19 protein-coding genes are annotated in these 17,818 nt (G+C 71.9%); 13 read left to right on the top strand and 6 right to left on the bottom strand.

The genetic code is table 11. From position 1 onward, the window contains the following. The first annotated feature begins 22 nt into the window (after positions 1–22). On the top strand, positions 23–358 hold the full coding sequence (locus AB3M81_RS12845) for a hypothetical protein (RefSeq protein WP_412904306.1): 336 nt from the start codon (positions 23–25) through the stop codon (positions 356–358). A gap of 25 nt (positions 359–383) precedes the next feature. Here the strand turns inward: AB3M81_RS12845 and bsh are convergent, their stop codons facing one another. Together bsh and ychF are read right to left on the bottom strand one after the other, a co-directional pair. After that, complete coding sequence (gene bsh / locus AB3M81_RS12850; RefSeq protein ID WP_412904307.1) at positions 384–1,331, bottom strand: choloylglycine hydrolase; 948 nt, start codon at positions 1,329–1,331, stop codon at positions 384–386. A 189-nt stretch (positions 1,332–1,520) separates the two neighbouring features. Next, entirely contained in the window at positions 1,521–2,609 is a 1,089-nt protein-coding gene (gene ychF / locus AB3M81_RS12855) for a redox-regulated ATPase YchF (protein ID WP_412904427.1), read from the bottom strand. A gap of 116 nt (positions 2,610–2,725) precedes the next feature. Here ychF and AB3M81_RS12860 point away from each other — a divergent pair, with 116 nt between their 5' ends. The 3 genes from AB3M81_RS12860 to AB3M81_RS12870 all read left to right on the top strand — a co-directional run bounded on the left by AB3M81_RS12860 (position 2,726) and on the right by AB3M81_RS12870 (position 5,226). Beyond that, on the top strand, positions 2,726–4,009 hold the full coding sequence (locus AB3M81_RS12860; protein WP_412904308.1) for a lipase family protein: 1,284 nt from the start codon (positions 2,726–2,728) through the stop codon (positions 4,007–4,009). Between the two features lie 38 nt (positions 4,010–4,047). Next, positions 4,048–4,779, top strand: a complete 732-nt coding sequence (locus tag AB3M81_RS12865; protein WP_412904309.1) for a methyltransferase — start codon at positions 4,048–4,050, stop codon at positions 4,777–4,779. A 117-nt stretch (positions 4,780–4,896) separates the two neighbouring features. Then, entirely contained in the window at positions 4,897–5,226 is a 330-nt protein-coding gene (locus AB3M81_RS12870) for an antibiotic biosynthesis monooxygenase family protein (RefSeq protein ID WP_412904310.1), read from the top strand. 4 nt (positions 5,227–5,230) lie between these two features. Here AB3M81_RS12870 and AB3M81_RS12875 read toward each other — a convergent pair whose 3' ends face one another. Then, positions 5,231–5,680: a YdeI/OmpD-associated family protein gene (locus AB3M81_RS12875; protein WP_412904311.1), complete on the bottom strand. Its 450-nt coding sequence runs from the start codon at positions 5,678–5,680 to the stop codon at positions 5,231–5,233. A gap of 101 nt (positions 5,681–5,781) precedes the next feature. Here AB3M81_RS12875 and AB3M81_RS12880 point away from each other — a divergent pair, with 101 nt between their 5' ends. The 3 genes from AB3M81_RS12880 (at position 5,782) to ggt (ending at position 9,198) form a co-directional block, all read left to right on the top strand. Then, positions 5,782–6,849 (top strand): DNA recombination protein RmuC, encoded by a 1,068-nt coding sequence (locus AB3M81_RS12880; protein WP_412904312.1) that lies wholly within the window; start codon positions 5,782–5,784, stop codon positions 6,847–6,849. Positions 6,850–6,851: 2 nt separating this feature from the next. After that, positions 6,852–7,292, top strand: coding sequence for a DUF6542 domain-containing protein (locus AB3M81_RS12885; protein ID WP_412904313.1), 441 nt, complete (start codon positions 6,852–6,854; stop codon positions 7,290–7,292). A gap of 82 nt (positions 7,293–7,374) precedes the next feature. Further along, complete coding sequence (gene ggt, locus AB3M81_RS12890) at positions 7,375–9,198, top strand: gamma-glutamyltransferase (RefSeq protein WP_412904314.1); 1,824 nt, start codon at positions 7,375–7,377, stop codon at positions 9,196–9,198. A gap of 27 nt (positions 9,199–9,225) precedes the next feature. Here ggt and AB3M81_RS12895 read toward each other — a convergent pair whose 3' ends face one another. Then, the gene (locus tag AB3M81_RS12895) at positions 9,226–10,227 is read right to left on the bottom strand and encodes a 4-hydroxy-3-methylbut-2-enyl diphosphate reductase (protein ID WP_412904315.1); all 1,002 of its coding nucleotides are present in this window, start codon (positions 10,225–10,227) and stop codon (positions 9,226–9,228) included. A gap of 65 nt (positions 10,228–10,292) precedes the next feature. Here AB3M81_RS12895 and xseA point away from each other — a divergent pair, with 65 nt between their 5' ends. Together xseA and AB3M81_RS12905 are read left to right on the top strand one after the other, a co-directional pair. After that, positions 10,293–11,516, top strand: coding sequence for an exodeoxyribonuclease VII large subunit (xseA, locus tag AB3M81_RS12900; protein ID WP_412904316.1), 1,224 nt, complete (start codon positions 10,293–10,295; stop codon positions 11,514–11,516). After that, the gene (locus AB3M81_RS12905; RefSeq protein ID WP_412904317.1) at positions 11,509–11,715 is read left to right on the top strand and encodes an exodeoxyribonuclease VII small subunit; all 207 of its coding nucleotides are present in this window, start codon (positions 11,509–11,511) and stop codon (positions 11,713–11,715) included. Before xseA ends, AB3M81_RS12905 begins: the two co-directional genes overlap by 8 nt. Here AB3M81_RS12905 and AB3M81_RS12910 read toward each other — a convergent pair. Beyond that, entirely contained in the window at positions 11,703–12,233 is a 531-nt protein-coding gene (locus tag AB3M81_RS12910) for a DUF4245 domain-containing protein (RefSeq protein WP_412904318.1), read from the bottom strand. The two genes, AB3M81_RS12905 and AB3M81_RS12910, sit on opposite strands and share 13 nt — an antisense overlap. 76 nt (positions 12,234–12,309) lie before the next feature. Here AB3M81_RS12910 and glpX point away from each other — a divergent pair, with 76 nt between their 5' ends. The 4 genes from glpX (at position 12,310) to AB3M81_RS12930 (ending at position 16,354) form a co-directional block, all read left to right on the top strand. Then, positions 12,310–13,317 (top strand): class II fructose-bisphosphatase, encoded by a 1,008-nt coding sequence (glpX, locus tag AB3M81_RS12915; protein WP_412904319.1) that lies wholly within the window; start codon positions 12,310–12,312, stop codon positions 13,315–13,317. A 4-nt stretch (positions 13,318–13,321) separates the two neighbouring features. Beyond that, on the top strand, positions 13,322–14,242 hold the full coding sequence (locus tag AB3M81_RS12920) for an alpha/beta fold hydrolase (protein ID WP_412904320.1): 921 nt from the start codon (positions 13,322–13,324) through the stop codon (positions 14,240–14,242). Positions 14,243–14,295: 53 nt separating this feature from the next. Further along, entirely contained in the window at positions 14,296–14,895 is a 600-nt protein-coding gene (locus AB3M81_RS12925; protein WP_412904321.1) for a methyltransferase domain-containing protein, read from the top strand. A gap of 61 nt (positions 14,896–14,956) precedes the next feature. Then, on the top strand, positions 14,957–16,354 hold the full coding sequence (locus AB3M81_RS12930) for a class II fumarate hydratase (RefSeq protein WP_412904322.1): 1,398 nt from the start codon (positions 14,957–14,959) through the stop codon (positions 16,352–16,354). A gap of 62 nt (positions 16,355–16,416) precedes the next feature. Here the strand turns inward: AB3M81_RS12930 and AB3M81_RS12935 are convergent, their stop codons facing one another. Continuing rightward, positions 16,417–17,724, bottom strand: a complete 1,308-nt coding sequence (locus AB3M81_RS12935) for a DUF2079 domain-containing protein (RefSeq protein ID WP_412904323.1) — start codon at positions 17,722–17,724, stop codon at positions 16,417–16,419. Between the last annotated feature and the right edge of the window lie 94 nt (positions 17,725–17,818).

A 17,818-nucleotide genomic window follows, 5' to 3' on the forward strand; every position in this document is an offset into this window, starting at 1 on the left:
GGATCGCATCGATGGCGCTGGAATGGACAGCATGATCATGCGCCGCTGGCGAGGCGCGGTCCGGGCCACCGACGCGGACGCGTACCTCGCCCACCAGAGCGCGACGGGCGTGCGCGACTATCGCTCGACGCCCGGGAACCGCGGCGTGTTCGTGCTGACGCGGGCGTTCGACGACCTCGTCGAGGTGGTCACGCTGTCGCTGTGGGACTCGATGGAGGACGTGCGGCGGTTCGCCGGCGAGCACCCCGAGGTGGCCGTCTTCTACCCCGGCGACGACGACCTGCTCGTCGAGAAGGACGTCCACGTCGACCACTTCGAGGTCCCCGAGCACGCCCTGGATCCCTCGCTGCTGGCGTGAAAGCGGGGACGGTCTCCCGGCCCGCTCACACGACGGTGAGCTTGCTCCCGTCGGGCGCGTGATCGGCCATCGCGACGCCCTGGATCGCCGGGTCGTCGTAGGTGTTCCAGTAGTACGTCCCCGTCCGCGCCGAGAACAGGCCCGTGTAGATCGTCTTCTCGAACTCGCCGGACCCCATGGCCGCGCAGCCGTCCACCATGGCGACCTGCTGCAGCGTGTGGAAGGCGCGGCTGACGTTCTCCTCCTCGGTCGTCTTCTGCGGGTAGTGCGCGTTGACGTAGGCGGCACGCACGAACCGCGACGGCGAGTAGTAGTCCCCGGGGATTCCTCGCATGTGCGAGCCGGATCCAAAAGGGGCCAGGTGCGCACGCCCGACGACGGTGTCATCGGGGAACTCCGGACCCACGTTGAGGTAGTTGCGCAGGTTCTCGTGGTGCCACGCGAAGCCCGGCTGGTTGGCCAGCACGTCGACGTCGTCGTCGAAGACCTGCACGCCCCGGTCGGTGGCCTCCACCACGATGGCGCGCGTCGCGTCGCCGACGATCCAGTGCAGCAGCGAGCTCGGGTACTTGTCGCTGATGGGCCGGTCGACGATGGCGACGTCGCCGAGCGCCGCCTTGACCTCGTCGACGCTGGCGAACTGCGAGGCGACCCACAGCGGGAACTCGAACGCGGCGACGTTCGTCCTGCCGTCGACGGGCTCCGGCGCGTAGTGCGCGTAGCCCGGGAAGTTGAGGCCAGCGACGGCGAGACCCGCATCGTTGCCGCAGTCGAAGTACAGCGGCGTGTCCTCCTCCACGATCCCCATGCCGATGACGGCGTGCCGGATGCCGGGCACCGCGCCGAAGGGGGAAGGGGGGTCGTACCCCGTGGGCGTCACGACCACCCGCTCGCCGTACCCACTCGTCCAGTCGAGGTTGCGCGCCAGGTAGAGGTGGCCGCTTCCGTCGGAGAACCTGATGCTCGTGCACATGTCGTCGCCCTGCCTGTCGGGCGAGGTCGCCGCGTCCACGTCATGCGGCCGCCGCCGCCCCCGCTCACGGTGCGCCTCGGTCCGGATGGGCCCGGCGGGTGGTCCCTTGCACCGTAACCCCGGAAGCGCACGAGCGACAGCGTCCGAGCCCTGGGCCACGGCACGCTGCCCGCCATCGCGAGGTCAGGCTCAGACGTTGAAGCGGAACTCCACGACGTCGCCGTCGGCCATGACGTAGTCCTTGCCCTCCATGCGGACCTTGCCCGCGGCCTTCGCGTCGGCCATCGAGCCCGCGGCCACGAGGTCGTCGTACGAGACGATCTCGGCCTTGATGAAGCCCTTCTGGAAGTCCGTGTGGATGACGCCGGCGGCCTCGGGGGCGGTCGCGCCCTTCTTGATCGTCCAGGCACGGGCCTCCTTCGGCCCGGCGGTCAGGTACGTCTGCAGGCCGAGGGTGTCGAAGCCGACGCGGGCCAGCTGGTCGAGCCCGGGCTCTTCGATGCCGAGGTCGGCGAGCATCTCAGCGCGCATCTGCTCGGCCTCCTCGTCGTCGCCCAGCTCGACCAGCTCGGCCTCGCTCTTGGCGTCGAGGAAGACGGCCTCGGCGGGCGCGACCAGCTCGCGCATCTTCGCCTTGAGATCCTCGTCGTTGAGCTCGTCGGCGTCGCAGTTGAAGACGTACAGGAAGCGCTTGGCGGTCAGCAGGTGCAGGTCGCGCAGCAGGGCGAGGTCGAGGCCCGCGTTGAGGACGCCCGTGCCGGCCTCGAGCGCCTCCTTGGCCTTCTTGGCCTCCTCGAACTGCGCGACGAGCGACTTGTCCTTGCGCGACTCCTTCTCCAGGCGCGGGATCGCCTTGTCGACGGTCTGCAGGTCGGCCAGCACGAGCTCGATCGAGATCGTCTCGATGTCGCTGCCGGGGTTGACCTCGCCGTCGACGTGCGTGACGTCCTCGTCGCGGAACACGCGCGTGACCTGGCAGATGGCGTCGGAGTCGCGGATGTGGGACAGGAACTTGTTGCCCATGCCCTCGCCCTCGGAGGCGCCGCGCACGATGCCGGCGATGTCGACGAACTCGACCGTGGCGGGCAGGATGCGCTCGGAGCCGAAGATCTCGGCCAGCTTCTCCAGGCGCGAGTCGGGCACGCCGACCACGCCGACGTTCGGCTCGATCGTCGCGAACGGGTAGTTCGCCGCGAGGACGTCGTTCTTGGTCAGGGCGTTGAACAGGGTCGACTTGCCGGCGTTGGGAAGACCGACGATTCCGATGGTGAGGGCCACGAGGAACCAGCCTACTGGGCCTGTCTCAGCGGTCATTTCTGCCCGTGTACCGCAGGTGTAACTCCGTGATACACTCGCGTGACACAGCTCACATTTCTCGCCTTTCGGGAGACTCCGTGCACCGCATCACCAGACTCGTCACCACCGCCGCGGCGGGCGCGCTGACCATCGCGCTCACCGCCGCTCCGCAGGCCAGCGCCGCCACGTTCTACGACCCGCCGGCCGACCTCCCCGCCGGCCAGGGCACCCTCGTGCGCACCGAGCCGATGAAGCTCGCGCTGACCCTCAAGGGCCTCTACCTCCCCGGCAAGGCCACCCGCATCCTCTACACGTCCACCGACGAGGCCGGCGAGCCCGCCGCCGTCAGCGGCGCGTACATCGAGCCGACCAAGCGGTGGACCGGAACCGGCCCGCGCCCGCTCGTCGCCATCGCGGCCGGCACGCAGGGCCAGGGCGACGCGTGCGCCCCGTCGAAGTCGCTCGAGACGTTCCTCAACGTCGAGGGCGACGAGATCGGCATCGGCTACGAGATCCCGAGCATCCACGACTTCCTCAACCGCGGCATCGCCGTCGTCCTGACCGACTACATCGGCCTGGGCACCACCGACCGCGTCCACACGTACACCAACCGCCAGGACATGGGCCACGCCCTGCTCGACGCCGCGCGCGCCGCACTGAAGCTGCCCGACACGTCGATCTCGGAGTCGTCGCCCGTCGGCCTGTACGGCTACTCGCAGGGCGGCGGCGCGGCCGGGTCCGCGGCCGAGCTCGCGCCCACCTACGCCCCCGAGCTCAACCTCAAGGGCGCCTACGCCGGCGCTCCCCCGGCCAACCTCGTCGAGGTCCTCAAGTCCGCCGACGGCACCGACCTCACCGGCGTCATCGCCTACGCCATCAACGGCATCACGCCCTACCACCCGCAGCTGCGGTCGAAGCTCGACGAGCTCGCCAAGCCCGAGGGCAAGGAGGCGCTGGAGAAGGTCAAGACGCAGTGCATCGGCAGCACGCTGTTCTCGTTCGGCTTCCAGAAGACGAAGCAGTGGACCGTGAACGGCAAGTCGCTCTACGACATCACCAACGCGGACCCGGAGATCAAGGCCGCCGTCGACGCCCAGCGCATCGGCAAGCTCAAGCCGGCCGTCCCGGTCCAGGTGCTGACCGGCACGCTCGACGACATCGTCGACCACCGCCAGGCCAAGCAGCTCGCCGCCGACTGGTGCGCGCAGGGCGTGAACGTGACCTACACGCCCGTCGTCCAGCTGCTCCCCACGGGCGGCACGGCGCTCAACCACCTCACCCCGGCCATCACGCGCCTGGGCCAGTCCCACGACTGGCTCGTCGATCGCCTGCAGGGCAAGGCGGTGAGGTCGAACTGCAGTTCGCTGCGACTGCTGCCCTGACGGGTGACAGCGTGACGACGGCGGGCGATGATCGGGTCGTGGACAGCGACCCGATCGTCGCCCGCCTGCGTGCTGCCGGATGCGTCTTCGCCGAGGACGAGGCGGCATTCATCCGGCGTCACCTGGACGACCCGCACGACATCGAGCGGGCCGTGACCTCCCGCGCCTCCGGCCTGCCGCTCGAGCACGCCGTCGGCGCGGCCGAGTTCGCCGGCGCGATCCTGGCCGTCGCCGACGGCGTCTTCGTGCCCCGCCGGCGCGCCGAGACCCTCGCGCACACCGCAGCGGCGCAGCACCCCACCGCGCGCGTCGTGGTCGACCTCGGCTGCGGATGCGGGGCGCTCGCCGCCTCCATGACCACGCGACTGCCGAGCGCGCGCGTGCACGCGGTCGACATCGACCCGACGTCCGTCGTCGTCGCCCGGCTCAACGGCCGCCGCTACGGGTTCGCCGCCCACCACGGGTCCTGGTGGGACGGGCTGCCGTCCGACCTGCGCGGCCGCGTCGACCTCGCCGTCGGCTACCTGCCCCACGTGCCCACCCACGAGGTCCGCCACATCCACGCCGACTTCCGCGCCCACGAGCCGCTCGGCGCAGTCGACGGCGGCAGCGACGGCCTCGACCACCTGCGCACCGTCCTCGCGGGACTGCCCGACTGGCTCGCCCCCGGAGGCCGCTTCGTCACCCTGCTGTCCGCCGAGCAGGCCCGCCGCATCGACGGCGAGGTCCTCGCCCGCGTCGACGGCGACGCCGTGGTGGCCTTCGGCTGAGGCCTGCGCCGCCACCACGCCGGCAACCTCGAGCAGTGGCCGTGGCGCGAGCCGCCGCACCGCCTGCGTGACGGTCTCGTCTAGCGTCGTCACCACAGCACGACGAGAGGAAGCACCATGGGTTCCGTCATCAAGATCAACGCCATCACCGTGCCCAAGTCCGCCGGCGACGAGCTCGCGCACCGGTTCGCCCGTCGCGCCGGCGCGGTCGACGGCCAGGACGGCTTCGAGGGCTTCGAGCTGCTCAAGCCCACCGATGATCGTGAGCAGTGGCTCGTCGTCACGCGCTGGCGCGACGAGGAGTCGTTCCAGGCCTGGATCAGCTCCCCCGCCTTCGGCCACGGCCACCGCTCGGAGTCCGAGCGCGCCGGCGGCGAGGCGCCCAAGCCCGTCTCGACGCACAGCGAGGTCTGGAGCTACGAGGTCGCGGACCTCACGCAGGATTGAGGCGTCAGGCCCCGCGCAGGGCGTCGAGCACCTTCTGCACGCGGCGCTCGCGCGTGGCCTCCTGCTTCGCCTCGGCGACGGAGCGGGCGTGCTCCTTGCGGTGCGAGTAGGCCAGCGCGTCGAACGCCTCGCGCAGGCCGGACTCGTGTAGCGCCCGGGCGAGCTCCTCGGGGACCTCGATCTCGCGCGGGGCGGCGTCCAGCTCGATCCGGACCTCGACCTGCTGGCCGATCTCGACCCCGAGCGCCTCGCGCTTGGCCTTGCTCAACCCGACGAGGTTCTCCCCGCCCATCCGGCTCAGGCGCGCCGGCTCGGTGACCTGACCGATCGTGACCCGCACGGGGAACGACCTCCCGGCGCCGAACGACTCGACCTGGTCGTCGGTGAGCACGACGGCGGCGGCCGGACCTCGCGGCTCGAGTGTCGTGATGAGCGTCAGCGCCAGCTTCGCCATGGGGGTCTCCTCGTCGTCGGCCGCTCCCCCGATGCTGACGGGCGGCAGGTCCGCTGTCCACCACCTCGGGAACTGTCGGACCCCGTCGCCACCATGGCCGCATGGCCACCTTCCCCAGCCTGATCGCCCTGCTCCTGGTCGCCGCGCTCGCCGGCGTCCTCGGCTTCCTGCTCGGCTCGCGCCGCCGCCAGGTCTCGGTGCACGAGATCGACGCCGCCGCGTCCGCGACGTCGCGCGCGGTGCAGCCCGTGCGCGAGAGCCTCGACCGCTTCGACTCACGCCTGCGCGAGCTCGAGTCCAGCCGCATCGAGTGGCACGCGCAGCTGCGCGAGCAGGTCGAGTCCGTCCGCGTCACGGGCGAGGCCCTGCGCCGCGAGACGGCGTCCTTGGCCACGGCCCTGCGCCGTCCCGAGGTGCGCGGGCGCTGGGGCGAGATGCACCTGCGCCGCACCGCCGAGCTCGCCGGGATGCTCGAGCACTGCGACTTCGACCTGCAGGTCGCGACCGACGGAGGGCGGCTTCGCCCCGACATGGTCGTGCGGCTCGTGGGCGACCGGCACGTCGTCGTGGACTCCAAGGTGCCGCTCGACGCCTTCCTCGACGCCACCGCCACCGACGACCCCGAGCCGCGCGACGCCCACCTGGCCCGCCACGCGCGCCAGCTGCGGTCGCACGTCGACCAGCTCGCCGCCAAGTCGTACTGGCGCCAGTTCGAGTCGGCGCCCCAGTTCGTCGTCCTCTTCGTCCCCGGCGAGGCGTTCCTGTCCGCCGCGCTCGAGGCCGATCCGTCCCTGCTCGAGCACGCGGCCGAGCGCCAGGTCGTGCTCGCCTCCCCCACCACGCTCGTCGCGTTGCTGCGCACGGTGGCCCTGGCGTGGACACAGGAGTCCCTCGCCGAGAACGCCCGCGAGATCCACCGGGTGGCCAACGAGCTCTACGAGCGGCTCGGCACCGTCGCCGGCCACGTGGACCGGCTCGGCTCGTCCCTCGACCGGGCGGTCCGCTCGTACAACGAGGCCGTCGCGTCGGTCGAGTCGCGCCTGCTCGTCAGCGCCCGGCGCCTGCACGAGCTCAAGGTCGACGACACGCCGCCGTTCCACCCGCGTGTGATCGAGGCGACACCCCGTCTCATGACGGCTCCCGAGCTGCTGGATGAACTAAGTTCATGACCATGAGCTCGCCGGCAGCCGGCGCCGTCATGGCCCTGGCCAGGACTCCGGCCGTGGCCGCCAGGTACGACCTGACGCCGCGCGCCGTCGTGGTGTGCGCCGCGGCCAGCCTCGCGGCCGTCACCGCCCTCGACCTGATCGACGGCCGCCTCGGGATCGCGTTCTCGGTCGGCTTCGTCCTCGTCGTGCTCTCGGCCGCCGCCGCCGTGCAGGAGCGCGGCCTGTTCACCACCGGGATCCTGCCGCCCGTGCTGCTCGCCGTCACACTGCTCGTCGTCGCCGCGACAGCCCCCGACGCGATCGTCATCGCCGGCCTGCCGGCCGACACCGGCGTCCTCGGCCGCACGCTGTCCAGCTTCATCGACCACGGCGTCACGCTGTTCATCGGGCACGGGCTCGCCATGGTCATGATCGTCGGGCGCATCGTCACCGCTCGCCGCTGACCCGAGCGCCGCGCGAGCGGGACGGTTGCCAGTGTCGGACCCCCGTCCTACCGTGGCAGGACGACGACTTCCGGGGGGAATCATGCTCGTCCGCCGTTCGTTGGCCGCCGTGTCGGCCCTGTCCCTGGCCGCCACGATGGTGGCCCTGCAGTCTCCCGCCGAGGCGCGCGGAGGCGGCCACCACCGTCCCACCGCCGCCGGCCCCACGGCCTACGGCACCGGCGGCGCGGTGAGCTCGGTCGACGCGAACGCCAGCCGCGTCGGGCTCCAGGTGCTCAGGTCCGGCGGCAACGCGGCGGATGCCGCCGTCGCCACGGCCGCCGCCTTGGGCGTCACCGAGCCGTACAGCGCGGGCGTCGGAGGCGGCGGCTACTTCGTCTTCCGCGACGGTCGCACCGGCAAGGTCACCACGATCGACGGGCGCGAGACCGCGCCCGCCGGCGTCACGCCGCAGACGTTCTACGACCCCGCCACCGGACAGCCCCGCCCGTTCGCCCATCTCGTCTCCTCGGGCGTCTCGGTCGGCGTGCCCGGCACGGTGGCCACGTGGGACAAGGCCACGCGGCTGTTCGGCAAGCGCTCCCTCGCGCGGAACCTCGCGCCCGCCACGGCCCTGGCCGCCCGCGGCTTCACCGTGGACCAGACGTTCCGCAGCCAGACGCTCGACAACGCCACGCGGTTCGCCGCGTTCCCCGAGACCGCGCGGCTCTTCCTGCCCGGTGGCGACGCCCCGCAGGTCGGCACCCGATTCCGCAACCCGGACCTCGCCCGGACCTATGCGCTCATCGCGCGGCGTGGGCCGCGGGCGTTCTACACCGGGCCGCTGGCCGCCGAGATCGCCCGGACGGTCCAGGCACCCCCGAAGTCCCCCGACACGACGCTGCCGGTGCCGCCCGGGTCGATGACCACGCGCGACCTCGCCGGCTATTCGGTACGCCTGCAGAAGCCGACGAAGGTCTCGTACCGCGGCTACGACGTGTACGGCATGGCGCCGTCCTCGTCGGGCGGCATCACCGTCGGCGAGGCGCTCAACATCCTCGAGAACCACCGCCTCGGCGCGGGCGCGCGCACGGCGCAGAGCCTGCACCTGTTCCTCGAGGCCTCGGCCCGCGCCTTCGCCGACCGCAACGCCTACATCGGGGACCCGGCGTTCGTCGACGTGCCCACCCGCACGCTGCTGAGCCAGCGGTTCGCCGACTCGCGCGACTGCACGATCGATCCGCAGCAGGCCTCGCAGCGTCCCGTCGCGCCGGGCGCGCTCGACGGCACGGCATGTGCCACCGCCCGGCACCAGGAGGAGCGCGACACCGAGAACATCTCCACCACCCACCTGTCCGTCGCGGACAGGTGGGGCAACGCGGTGGCGTACACGCTCACGATCGAGCAGACGGGCGGCTCGGGCATCACGGTGCCGGGGCGCGGCTTCCTGCTCAACAACGAGCTGACGGACTTCTCCACGACGTACAGCGCCACCGACCCGAACCGGATCGAGCCGGGCAAGCGGCCGCGCTCGTCGATGTCGCCGACGATCGTCACGAGGAACGGCAAGGTCCGCTTCGTCGTGGGCTCGCCCGGTGGCGCCACGATCATCACCACGGTCCTGCAGATCCTGATCAACCGGATCGACCTGGGCATGACGCTGCCTCAGGCGGTGGCCGCGCCGCGCGCCTCCCAGCGCAACGCCGCCACGACGCCCGCCGAGCCGGAGTTCATCGCCCGCTACGAGGACGCGCTGCGGCCCTTCGGGCAGGTGCTCGTGCCGTCCGGCGACCAGTTCACGTCGGCCGCCGAGATCGGCGCCGCCGCCACGATCGAGGTCGACCGTCGCGGGCGGATGATCGCCGCGGCCGAGCCGGTGCGCCGCGGTGGCGGCACGGGACTGGTGGTCAGGCCGTTCCGGCGGTAGCCGCGCCGGCCAGTGATCGAGCCGGGATCAGCGGGTCTTGGTGGGGGCGCCCGCGGCCTTGAGGTCGCGGCGCAGCTCGGGCGGGAGCGCGAACATGAGCGACTCCTCGGCCGTGCGGATCGCCTTGGCGTCGCCGATGCCGCGCTCGGCGAGATAGGCCAGGACGTCCTGCACGAGGTCGTCCGGCACCGAGGCGCCCGACGTGACGCCGACCGTGCTGACGCCGTCGAGCCAGGACTCGTCGATCTCGCTGATGTCGTCGATCCGGTAGGACGCCTTCGCGCCGGCCTCGAGCGCGACCTCGACGAGGCGCACGGAGTTCGACGAGTTCGCCGAGCCCACCACGATCACGAGGTCGGCGTCCTTGGCGATCTCCTTGACGGCGACCTGCCGGTTCTGCGTGGCGTAGCAGATGTCGTCGCTCGGCGGGTCCTCCAGCTGGGGGAACTTCGCGCGCAGGCGGCGGACGGTCTCCATCGTCTCGTCGACGCTCAGGGTGGTCTGGCTGAGCCACGACAGGCGCGTGCCCTCGGGGAACTCGAGGTGCTCGACGTCGTCGGGGTGCTCGACGAGCGTGATGTGCTCGGGAGCCTCGCCCGCGGTGCCCTCGACCTCCTCGTGACCGGCGTGGCCGATCAGCAGGATGCGGTAGTTCTCCTGCGCGAAGCGACGCGCCTCGTGGTGGACCTTGGTCACCAGCGGGCACGTGGCGTCGATCGTCTTGAGCCCACGCTCCTCGGCCTGCGCGTGCACCGCCGGCGAGACGCCGTGGGCGCTGAACACGACCGTGGAGCCCGGCGGCACCTCGTCGAGCTCCTCGACGAAGATCGCGCCGCGATCGGCGAGGTTGTTGACGACGTGCTTGTTGTGCACGATCTGCTTGCGCACGTAGACCGGCGCACCGTACAGGTCAAGCGCCTTCTCCACGGTGATGACCGCGCGGTCGACGCCGGCGCAGTATCCGCGCGGGTCGGCCAGCAGAACCTGGCCCGCGCTGGTGGGCATGCCGAGATCGACCTGGGTGGACATGTGCCCAGCCTACCGACAGGGCGATGGCGGTCCACACGGTCGCGGCCGCCTCATAGGGTGGGCGCATGGCCCTCGAGACGAGCGCGGAGTCCCCCGCCCCGCTGCGCACCATCTCGCTGGCCCTCCAGGGCTGGATCGGCAAGCTCGGGGCCGTGTGGGTCGAGGCCGAGGTGGTCCAGCCGCGGCTGAGCGGCAACACCTACTACCTGACGCTGCGCGACCTGTCGGCCAACCTCAGCCTGCACGCCATCGCCCCACGTCTCGTCATCGAGTCCGGCGCCGCCCCCGTCACCGACGGCACCCGTGTCGTGGTCCACGCCCGGCCCGAGTTCTACGCACCGAACGGCCGGCTGTCGCTGCGCCTGCTCGAGATCCGTCCCACGGGCGAGGGCCAGCTGCTCGCCCAGCTCGAGCGGCGCAAGCAGCTGCTCGCCGCCGAGGGCCTGTTCGAGGCCCGCTGGAAGCGCCCGCTGCCGCTGCTGCCGATCGCGATCGGCCTCGTCACGGCCAAGGACTCCGCCGCCGAGCGCGACGTCGTCCAGAACGTCCGCGACCGCTGGCCGGAGGCCCGCATCGAGGTGCGGCACGCGCTCATGCAGGGCTCGCAGTCGGCCACGGCCGTCATCGCCGCCGTGCGCGAGCTCGACGCCCACGAGCACGTGGACGTCATCGTCGTGGCCCGTGGCGGCGGCTCGCTGCAGGACCTGCTCCCGTTCTCGGACGAGGCGCTCATCCGCGCCGTCCACGCCGCCCGCACGCCCGTCGTCAGCGCCATCGGCCACGAGCCCGACGTGCCGCTGCTCGACCTCGTCGCGGACCTGCGCGCCTCCACTCCCACCGACGCCGCCAAGCGCGTCGTCCCGCACGTCGGGGACGAGCTCGCCGGGCTGCGCGCGGCCCGCGAGCGGGCCCGGCAGGCGGTGCTGGGCCACATCGAGCGGGAGCGGGCCGGCCTGGCCGCCCTGCGCAGCCGGCCCGTGCTCGCCTCGCCCGCCGCGTTCGTCGACGCGCAGCAGGACCTCGTGACCACCCAGCGCGAGCGGTCCCGCATGGCGATCCGCGCCCGGCTCGACCGTGCCCACGACGAGATCGGCCACCACCTGGCACGCGTCCGGGCCCTGTCCCCGCTCGCCACGATGCACCGCGGCTACGCCGTGGCCCTCGACCGCGACGGGCGCGCGGTCACGTCGATCGACGGCCTCGCCGCCGGCGACGACCTCGTCCTCCACCTGACCGACGGGCAGGCCACCGTCCGCGTCACCGACCTGCAGGAGCATCCGCATGAGTGAGTCCACCGCGCCCGATCCGGCCGACCTGTCCTACGAGCAGGCCCGCGACGAGCTCGTCGCGATCGTGCAGCGCCTCGAGACGGGCGGCACCACGCTGGAGGAGTCGCTCGCGCTGTGGGAGCGCGGCGAGGCGCTGGCCGAGGCGTGCCAGAGGTGGCTCGACGGCGCACGCGCCCGGGTCGAGCCTCAGGACGAGTAGGGCTCCAGCGAGGCGATGTAGTCCTGCATGACCGCACGCGGGGCCGTCCCGGTGACCACCACGGCCTGGCGCCCCACGACGCGGGCGAACGTCGTCTCGTCCCCCGCCGTCAGCAGCTGCCACTCGTCGCCGCCGATGGGCACCGTGCCGTCGGGCTTGCCGTCGGGTGCGCGGTCGGCGATGAGCGTGCGCAGCGACTTGGCGTCGCCCGGCACCTGCGACAGGCCGACGAACTCGTCGTCCTGCGTCACGAGGTTCAGCTGCCAGCGGGTGTCGATGAGCTCCGCCCGCGTGGCGCGCCAGCCCTCGGGCAGCTCGTCGGGGACGAGCGGGGCGAAGCCGGCCCGGCCCTCGACACCGCTCGCGGCGGTCCGCCAGTCGGCGTCCGACGTCGGCTTGTCCGGGGTCTGCGTCAGGAGCTGCCCGAAGAGCCACAGGCCCAGCACGACGGCACCCAGGACCAGCACCGAGCGCAGCACGTCGCCCATCGCCGGATTGCCGCGCGAGTACCCGCCCATCGTGCTCCTGTTCGTGACTCGGTGACCGGCTGGTCGCCGCGACCAGCCTAGCCTTCGTTGCCGCTACGATGACCGCGTGGACCGACTGAAGCCCGCCGAGGCAGCCCCCGACCGCAACCTCGCCCTCGACCTGGTGCGGGTCACCGAGGCCGGAGCCATGGCCGCCGGCCGCTGGGTCGGCCGGGGCGACAAGAACGGCGCCGACGGCGTCGCGGTCAACGCGATGCGCTCGATGATCAACACGGTCGCGATGGACGGCGTCGTGGTCATCGGCGAGGGCGAGAAGGACGACGCCCCCATGCTCTACAACGGCGAGCGCGTCGGCGACGGCACCGGCCCGGAGTGCGACGTCGCCGTCGACCCGATCGACGGCACCACGCTGACGGCCAAGAGCCTGCCCAACGCCATCTCGGTCATGGCCGTCGCGCCGCGCGGCTCGATGTACGACCCCTCGGCCGTGTTCTACATGGAGAAGCTCATCGCCGGCCCCGAGGCCGCCGACAAGGTCGACATCCGGCTGCCCGCCGCCGAGAACATCTCGATCGTCGCCAAGGCCAAGGGCCTCGACGTCGAGGACGTCACGGTCTGCGTGCTCGACCGCCCCCGCCACGACGCGCTCGTGCAGGAGATCCGCCAGACGGGCGCGCGCATCAAGCTCATCACCGACGGCGACATCGCCGGCGGCATCACCGCGGCCCGCCCCGGGTCGGGCGTCGACCTGCTGCTCGGCATCGGCGGCACGCCCGAGGGCATCATCGCCGCGGTCGCCATGAAGTGCCTCGGCGGCGTCATCCAGGGCCGCCTCACGCCGAAGGACGACGAGGAGCGCCAGCGCGCGATCGACGCCGGGCACGACCTCGACCGCGTCCTGACCACCGACGACCTCGTCACCGCCGACGACTGCTTCTTCGTCGCCACGGGCATCACGACCGGCAACCTGCTGCGCGGCGTCCGCTACGGCGCGGGCAGCGCCACCACCGAGTCGATCGTCATGCGCTCGCGCTCGGGCACGATCCGCACGATCCGCAGCGAGCACCGCCTCGAGAAGCTGCGCGCCTACTCCGCCATCGACTACGAGCACTGAGCCGATGACCGAGCAGGTGCCGGGCGCGGCCGTCGAGGTCTCCGACGAGCAGTTCGCGCACCTGCCCAGCGGCATCGACCTGTGCCACCAGACGTTCGGTGACCCGTCCGACGAGGCCGTCCTGCTCGTGATGGGTCTGGGCGGCCCGATGACCTGGTGGTCGAGCGCGCTGTGCACGCTGCTGGCCCAGCGCGGGTTCTTCGTGATCCGCTACGACAACCGCGACACCGGCCGGTCCACGAAGCTGCGCCACCATCGCGTCTCGCGGTCGGACATCGTGCGGGCGTTCCTCGGCCGCGGGTCCGCGCCGTACGGCCTCGAGGACCTCGCCGACGACGCGGTGGGCCTGCTCGGCCATCTCGGCCTCGACGCCGCGCACGTCGTGGGTGTCTCGATGGGTGGCATGATCGCCCAGACGATGGCGATCGAGCACCCGGCGCGGGTCCGCTCGCTCACCTCGATCATGTCCACGACGGGCGGGCGCCGGGTGGGCCGCATCGACCCGCGCGTCATCCCGATGATGCTCGCTCCCGCCGGCCGCACACGCCCCGAGTTCGCCGAGCGCTCCGTCCGCAACGGCCGGCTGACGGCCTCGCCGGCCTTCCCCACCGACGACGACGTCGCGTACGCGCGCGCCCTGGAGACGTACGACCGCGGCTGGATCGCCAGCGGCGTGTCCCGGCACATGATGGCCGTGCTGACCCAGCGCGACCGGACGGAGCGACTCGGCGCCGTCAGGGTCCCGGTCACGGTCGTCCACGGCTCGAACGACCTCATGGTCCACCGGTCGGGCGGTCGCGCCACGGCGAAGGTGATCCCCGGGGCCGAGCTGATCGAGATCGCCGGGCTGGGCCACGACCTGCCCGAGCAGCTCCACCCGACGTTCGTCGACGCGATCGTCGCCACCGCGCGCCGGGCCCGCTGAGACGTCGGGCGAAACCCGCCCGCGCCCGGCTCCCCGTGCGGCATCATCGGCGTATGAGTCTCAAGCGGCTCGCCCGCCGCGCGGTCCTGGCCTTCAGCATCCGCAGCCGCCGGCGCAAGGCGCGCCTCATCGCCGCCTTCCTCGAGCGCCACGGCCTGCGCACGTCGATCTTCGTCGGCTGCAGCCCGGGCACCAACGAGAACGAGGGCATCGTCGAGCGCGCCGTCGCCGAGCGCACCACGGTCCTGGCCGCGTGCGACGTGCTCATGGCGACGCCGGAGTGGCCGTTCGTGCTGGCCGACGCCCGCCGCATGCCGTTCAAGGACCAGGCGGCGGACGTCCTCCTGGCGAACGCGGTGATCGAGCACGTCGGCGACGAGCAGGACCAGCGACGCTTCGTCGACGAGCACCTGCGCGTGGGCCGCAGCTGGGTCATGACGACGCCCAACCGCTGGTTCCCCGTCGAGTCGCACACCGCCACCGTCCTGAGGCACTGGTCGCCGCGCTGGCGCGAGGCGCGCCCGGAGTTCACGCGACTGCTCTCGCTGCGCGAGTTCAAGGCGATGCTGCCGCCCGGCACCGAGGTCGTCGGTCGTCCCTGGTCGGCCACCTTCACGGCGCTGCACGCGCCCGCCACGCCCCCGCGCGGCTGATCGGTCTCACTGCCCCGACCTCGCCTCCCCTGTGTTCCCAGTGCCGACTAGGGTTCGGACCATGACTGACGACAACAACCAGTGGCGCATCGAGCACGACACCATGGGCGAGGTCAAGGTCCCCGCCGACGCCCTGTGGCGAGCCCAGACGCAGCGCGCCGTCGAGAACTTCCCGATCTCCGGCACGCCCATCGAGTCCGCCCAGATCCGCGCCCTCGCGCAGATCAAGGCCGCCTGCGCGACGGCGAACGCCGAGCTCGGCATCCTCGACCAGGCGATGGCCGACGCGATCGTCGCCGCCGCCGACGAGGTCGCCTCCGGCGCGCACGACGCCCACTTCCCGATCGACGTCTTCCAGACCGGCTCGGGCACGTCGAGCAACATGAACACGAACGAGGTCATCGGGACCCTCGCCACGAAGAACTCGGGCATCGAGGTCCACCCGAACGACCACGTCAACGCGTCGCAGTCCAGCAACGACGTCTTCCCGACCTCGATCCACGTCGCCGCCACCGAGTCGGCGCTGACGGTCCTGATCCCCGCGCTGGACCACCTCGCGAAGAGCCTCGAGGCCAAGGCCACCGAGTTCGCGGAGGTCGTCAAGTCCGGCCGCACGCACCTCATGGACGCCACGCCCGTCACGCTCGGCCAGGAGTTCGCCGGCTACGCCGCGCAGATCCGCCGCGGCATCGAGCGCGTCGAGGCCTCACTCCCCCGCACCGCCGAGGTGCCGCTGGGCGGCACGGCCGTCGGCACCGGCATCAACACCCCGAAGGGCTTCCCGCAGCGCGTCATCGAGATCCTCGCCGAGCGCACGGGCCTGCCGCTGACCGAGGCGCGCGACCACTTCGAGGCGCAGGGCGCCCGCGACGGCCTGGTCGAGATGTCCGGCCAGCTGCGCACGATCGCGGTGAGCCTGGTCAAGATCAACAACGACCTGCGCTGGATGGGCTCGGGCCCGCGCACCGGCCTGGGCGAGATCCACCTGCCCGACCTGCAGCCCGGCTCGAGCATCATGCCCGGCAAGGTGAACCCGGTCCTGCCCGAGGCCACGCTGATGGTGTGCGCCCAGGTCATCGGCAACGACGCGGCGATCGCCTTCGCGGGCGCCTCGGGCTCGTTCGAGCTCAACGTCATGCTGCCGGTGATCGGCCGCAACATCCTCGAGTCGATGCGCCTGCTGGCCAACGCCTCGACGACCTTGGCCGACCGCTGCATCGACGGCATCACCGCCGACGTCGACCGCTGCCGCGAGCTGGCCGAGTCCAGCCCGTCGGTCGTCACGCCGCTCAACCGCCACATCGGCTACGAGAACGCCGCCGCGATCGCGAAGAAGTCGGTCAAGGAGCGCAAGACGATCCGCCAGGTCGTGATCGAGGAGGGCTACGTCGAGCGCGGCGACATCAGCGAGGCCGACCTCGACCAGGCTCTCGACGTCATGAGCATGACCCACCCGTAAGGCCCGGTCGCGCGAACGCCGCCCACTCCCCCTCGGGAGTCGGCGGCGTTCGTCGTTCCGGCTCAGCCCACCTTCCTCGCCACGACGTAGCCGTCGCGGTCGAAGACCACCTCGTAGCGCGCGCCGTGCTCGGCACCGTGCTCGACGGGGTCCTGCGGCGTGACACCGCGGTCGAAGATCAGGTAGTCCGGCACGACGTCGCCGATCGTCCCGATCCAGTACACGTCGTCGTGGCTGCCGGTGATGTACTTCAGCACGCCGATGTCCGTCTCGACGACCGCGTCCTCGGGCACGGCATCGATGGCCGCCTGCAGCGCGGGACGCCGCGGCGACTCCTGCCAGGTCTCCGGCTCGAGCAGCTTGACCACCGGACCGCCCGCCAGCATGTAGCCCGTCACCGCCGCGCCCAGCACGATCGCGGGGAACTCCAGCCTGGGCCGCCGCTCGAGCGCGTCGATCATCGCCACGAAGACGATCGGCATCAGCACCATCGAGTAGTGCCACTCGGTGCCCCAGTAGTAATCGACGTCGCCGAGGAAGCGCCACAGGAGCGTCGGCGCCGCCACGACCGCCCACGGCGACCACAGCGCCGCGAAGCCCGTGATGCCGAAGGTCAGCAGCAGCGTGATGAGCTTGCGATCGGCCTCGGTCGTGAGGGTCTCCCACACGCCGGCGTCGCCGCCGAGGTTGCCCGTGTAGTCGTACCCGCCGCCGGTGTTGAACGCGGGGATGAGCACCCACACCACCAGCACGAGGGCGACCATGCCGCCGCCGGCCAGCAGCAGCCCGCGGCGCCGCTGGCCGGCGAGCCACAGGGCGACGCCGACGGCCGCCACCGTGACGCCCATGTCCTCCTTCACGAGCAGCAGCGGCAGGGACCACCACACGACCGCGGAGTACCGCTGCTCGACGAACGCGACGCCCGCCATCGCCAGGATCGGCACGCCCCACGCGTACTCGTGGAAGTCCACGACGACGGCACTGCCGAAGCCGAAGGCGAGGCCGTACATGAGCGCGATGGTCCAGCCCAGGCGGTTCCCCAGCCGCTCGACCGCCAGCCGCGTGATCGGCACGACGGACACCGCGATGAGCAGTGCCTGGAAGACCAGCAGCGTCTGCCCGTACGGGAACAGCCAGTAGGCCGGCGCGATGAGCGCGTCGATGGGTGACCAGTGGTCGCCCAAGATGTTGTAGCCCGGCCCCTTGATCGGCACGATCGGCGCCTCGAGCCGCGAGTACGCCTTGACGGCCTGCTCGAAGATCCCGTTGTCCCACGAGTTGACCGTCAGCCTGCGCCACGACAGCAGGGTGACCAGGGAGTACAGCAGCCCGACGATCGCGGCCCAGGCCCACGGCATCCATCGCTTCACCCGGTCACGGTACCGGTCGGTAACTGTGGCGTGAATCACGATTTCGCGTTCGTGGACGGGCCGTGCCCCTCGTCCCCCACGGGGGCACGGCCCG

Source organism: Aeromicrobium jepli (assembly GCF_047246605.1).
Classification (GTDB): domain Bacteria; phylum Actinomycetota; class Actinomycetes; order Propionibacteriales; family Nocardioidaceae; genus Aeromicrobium.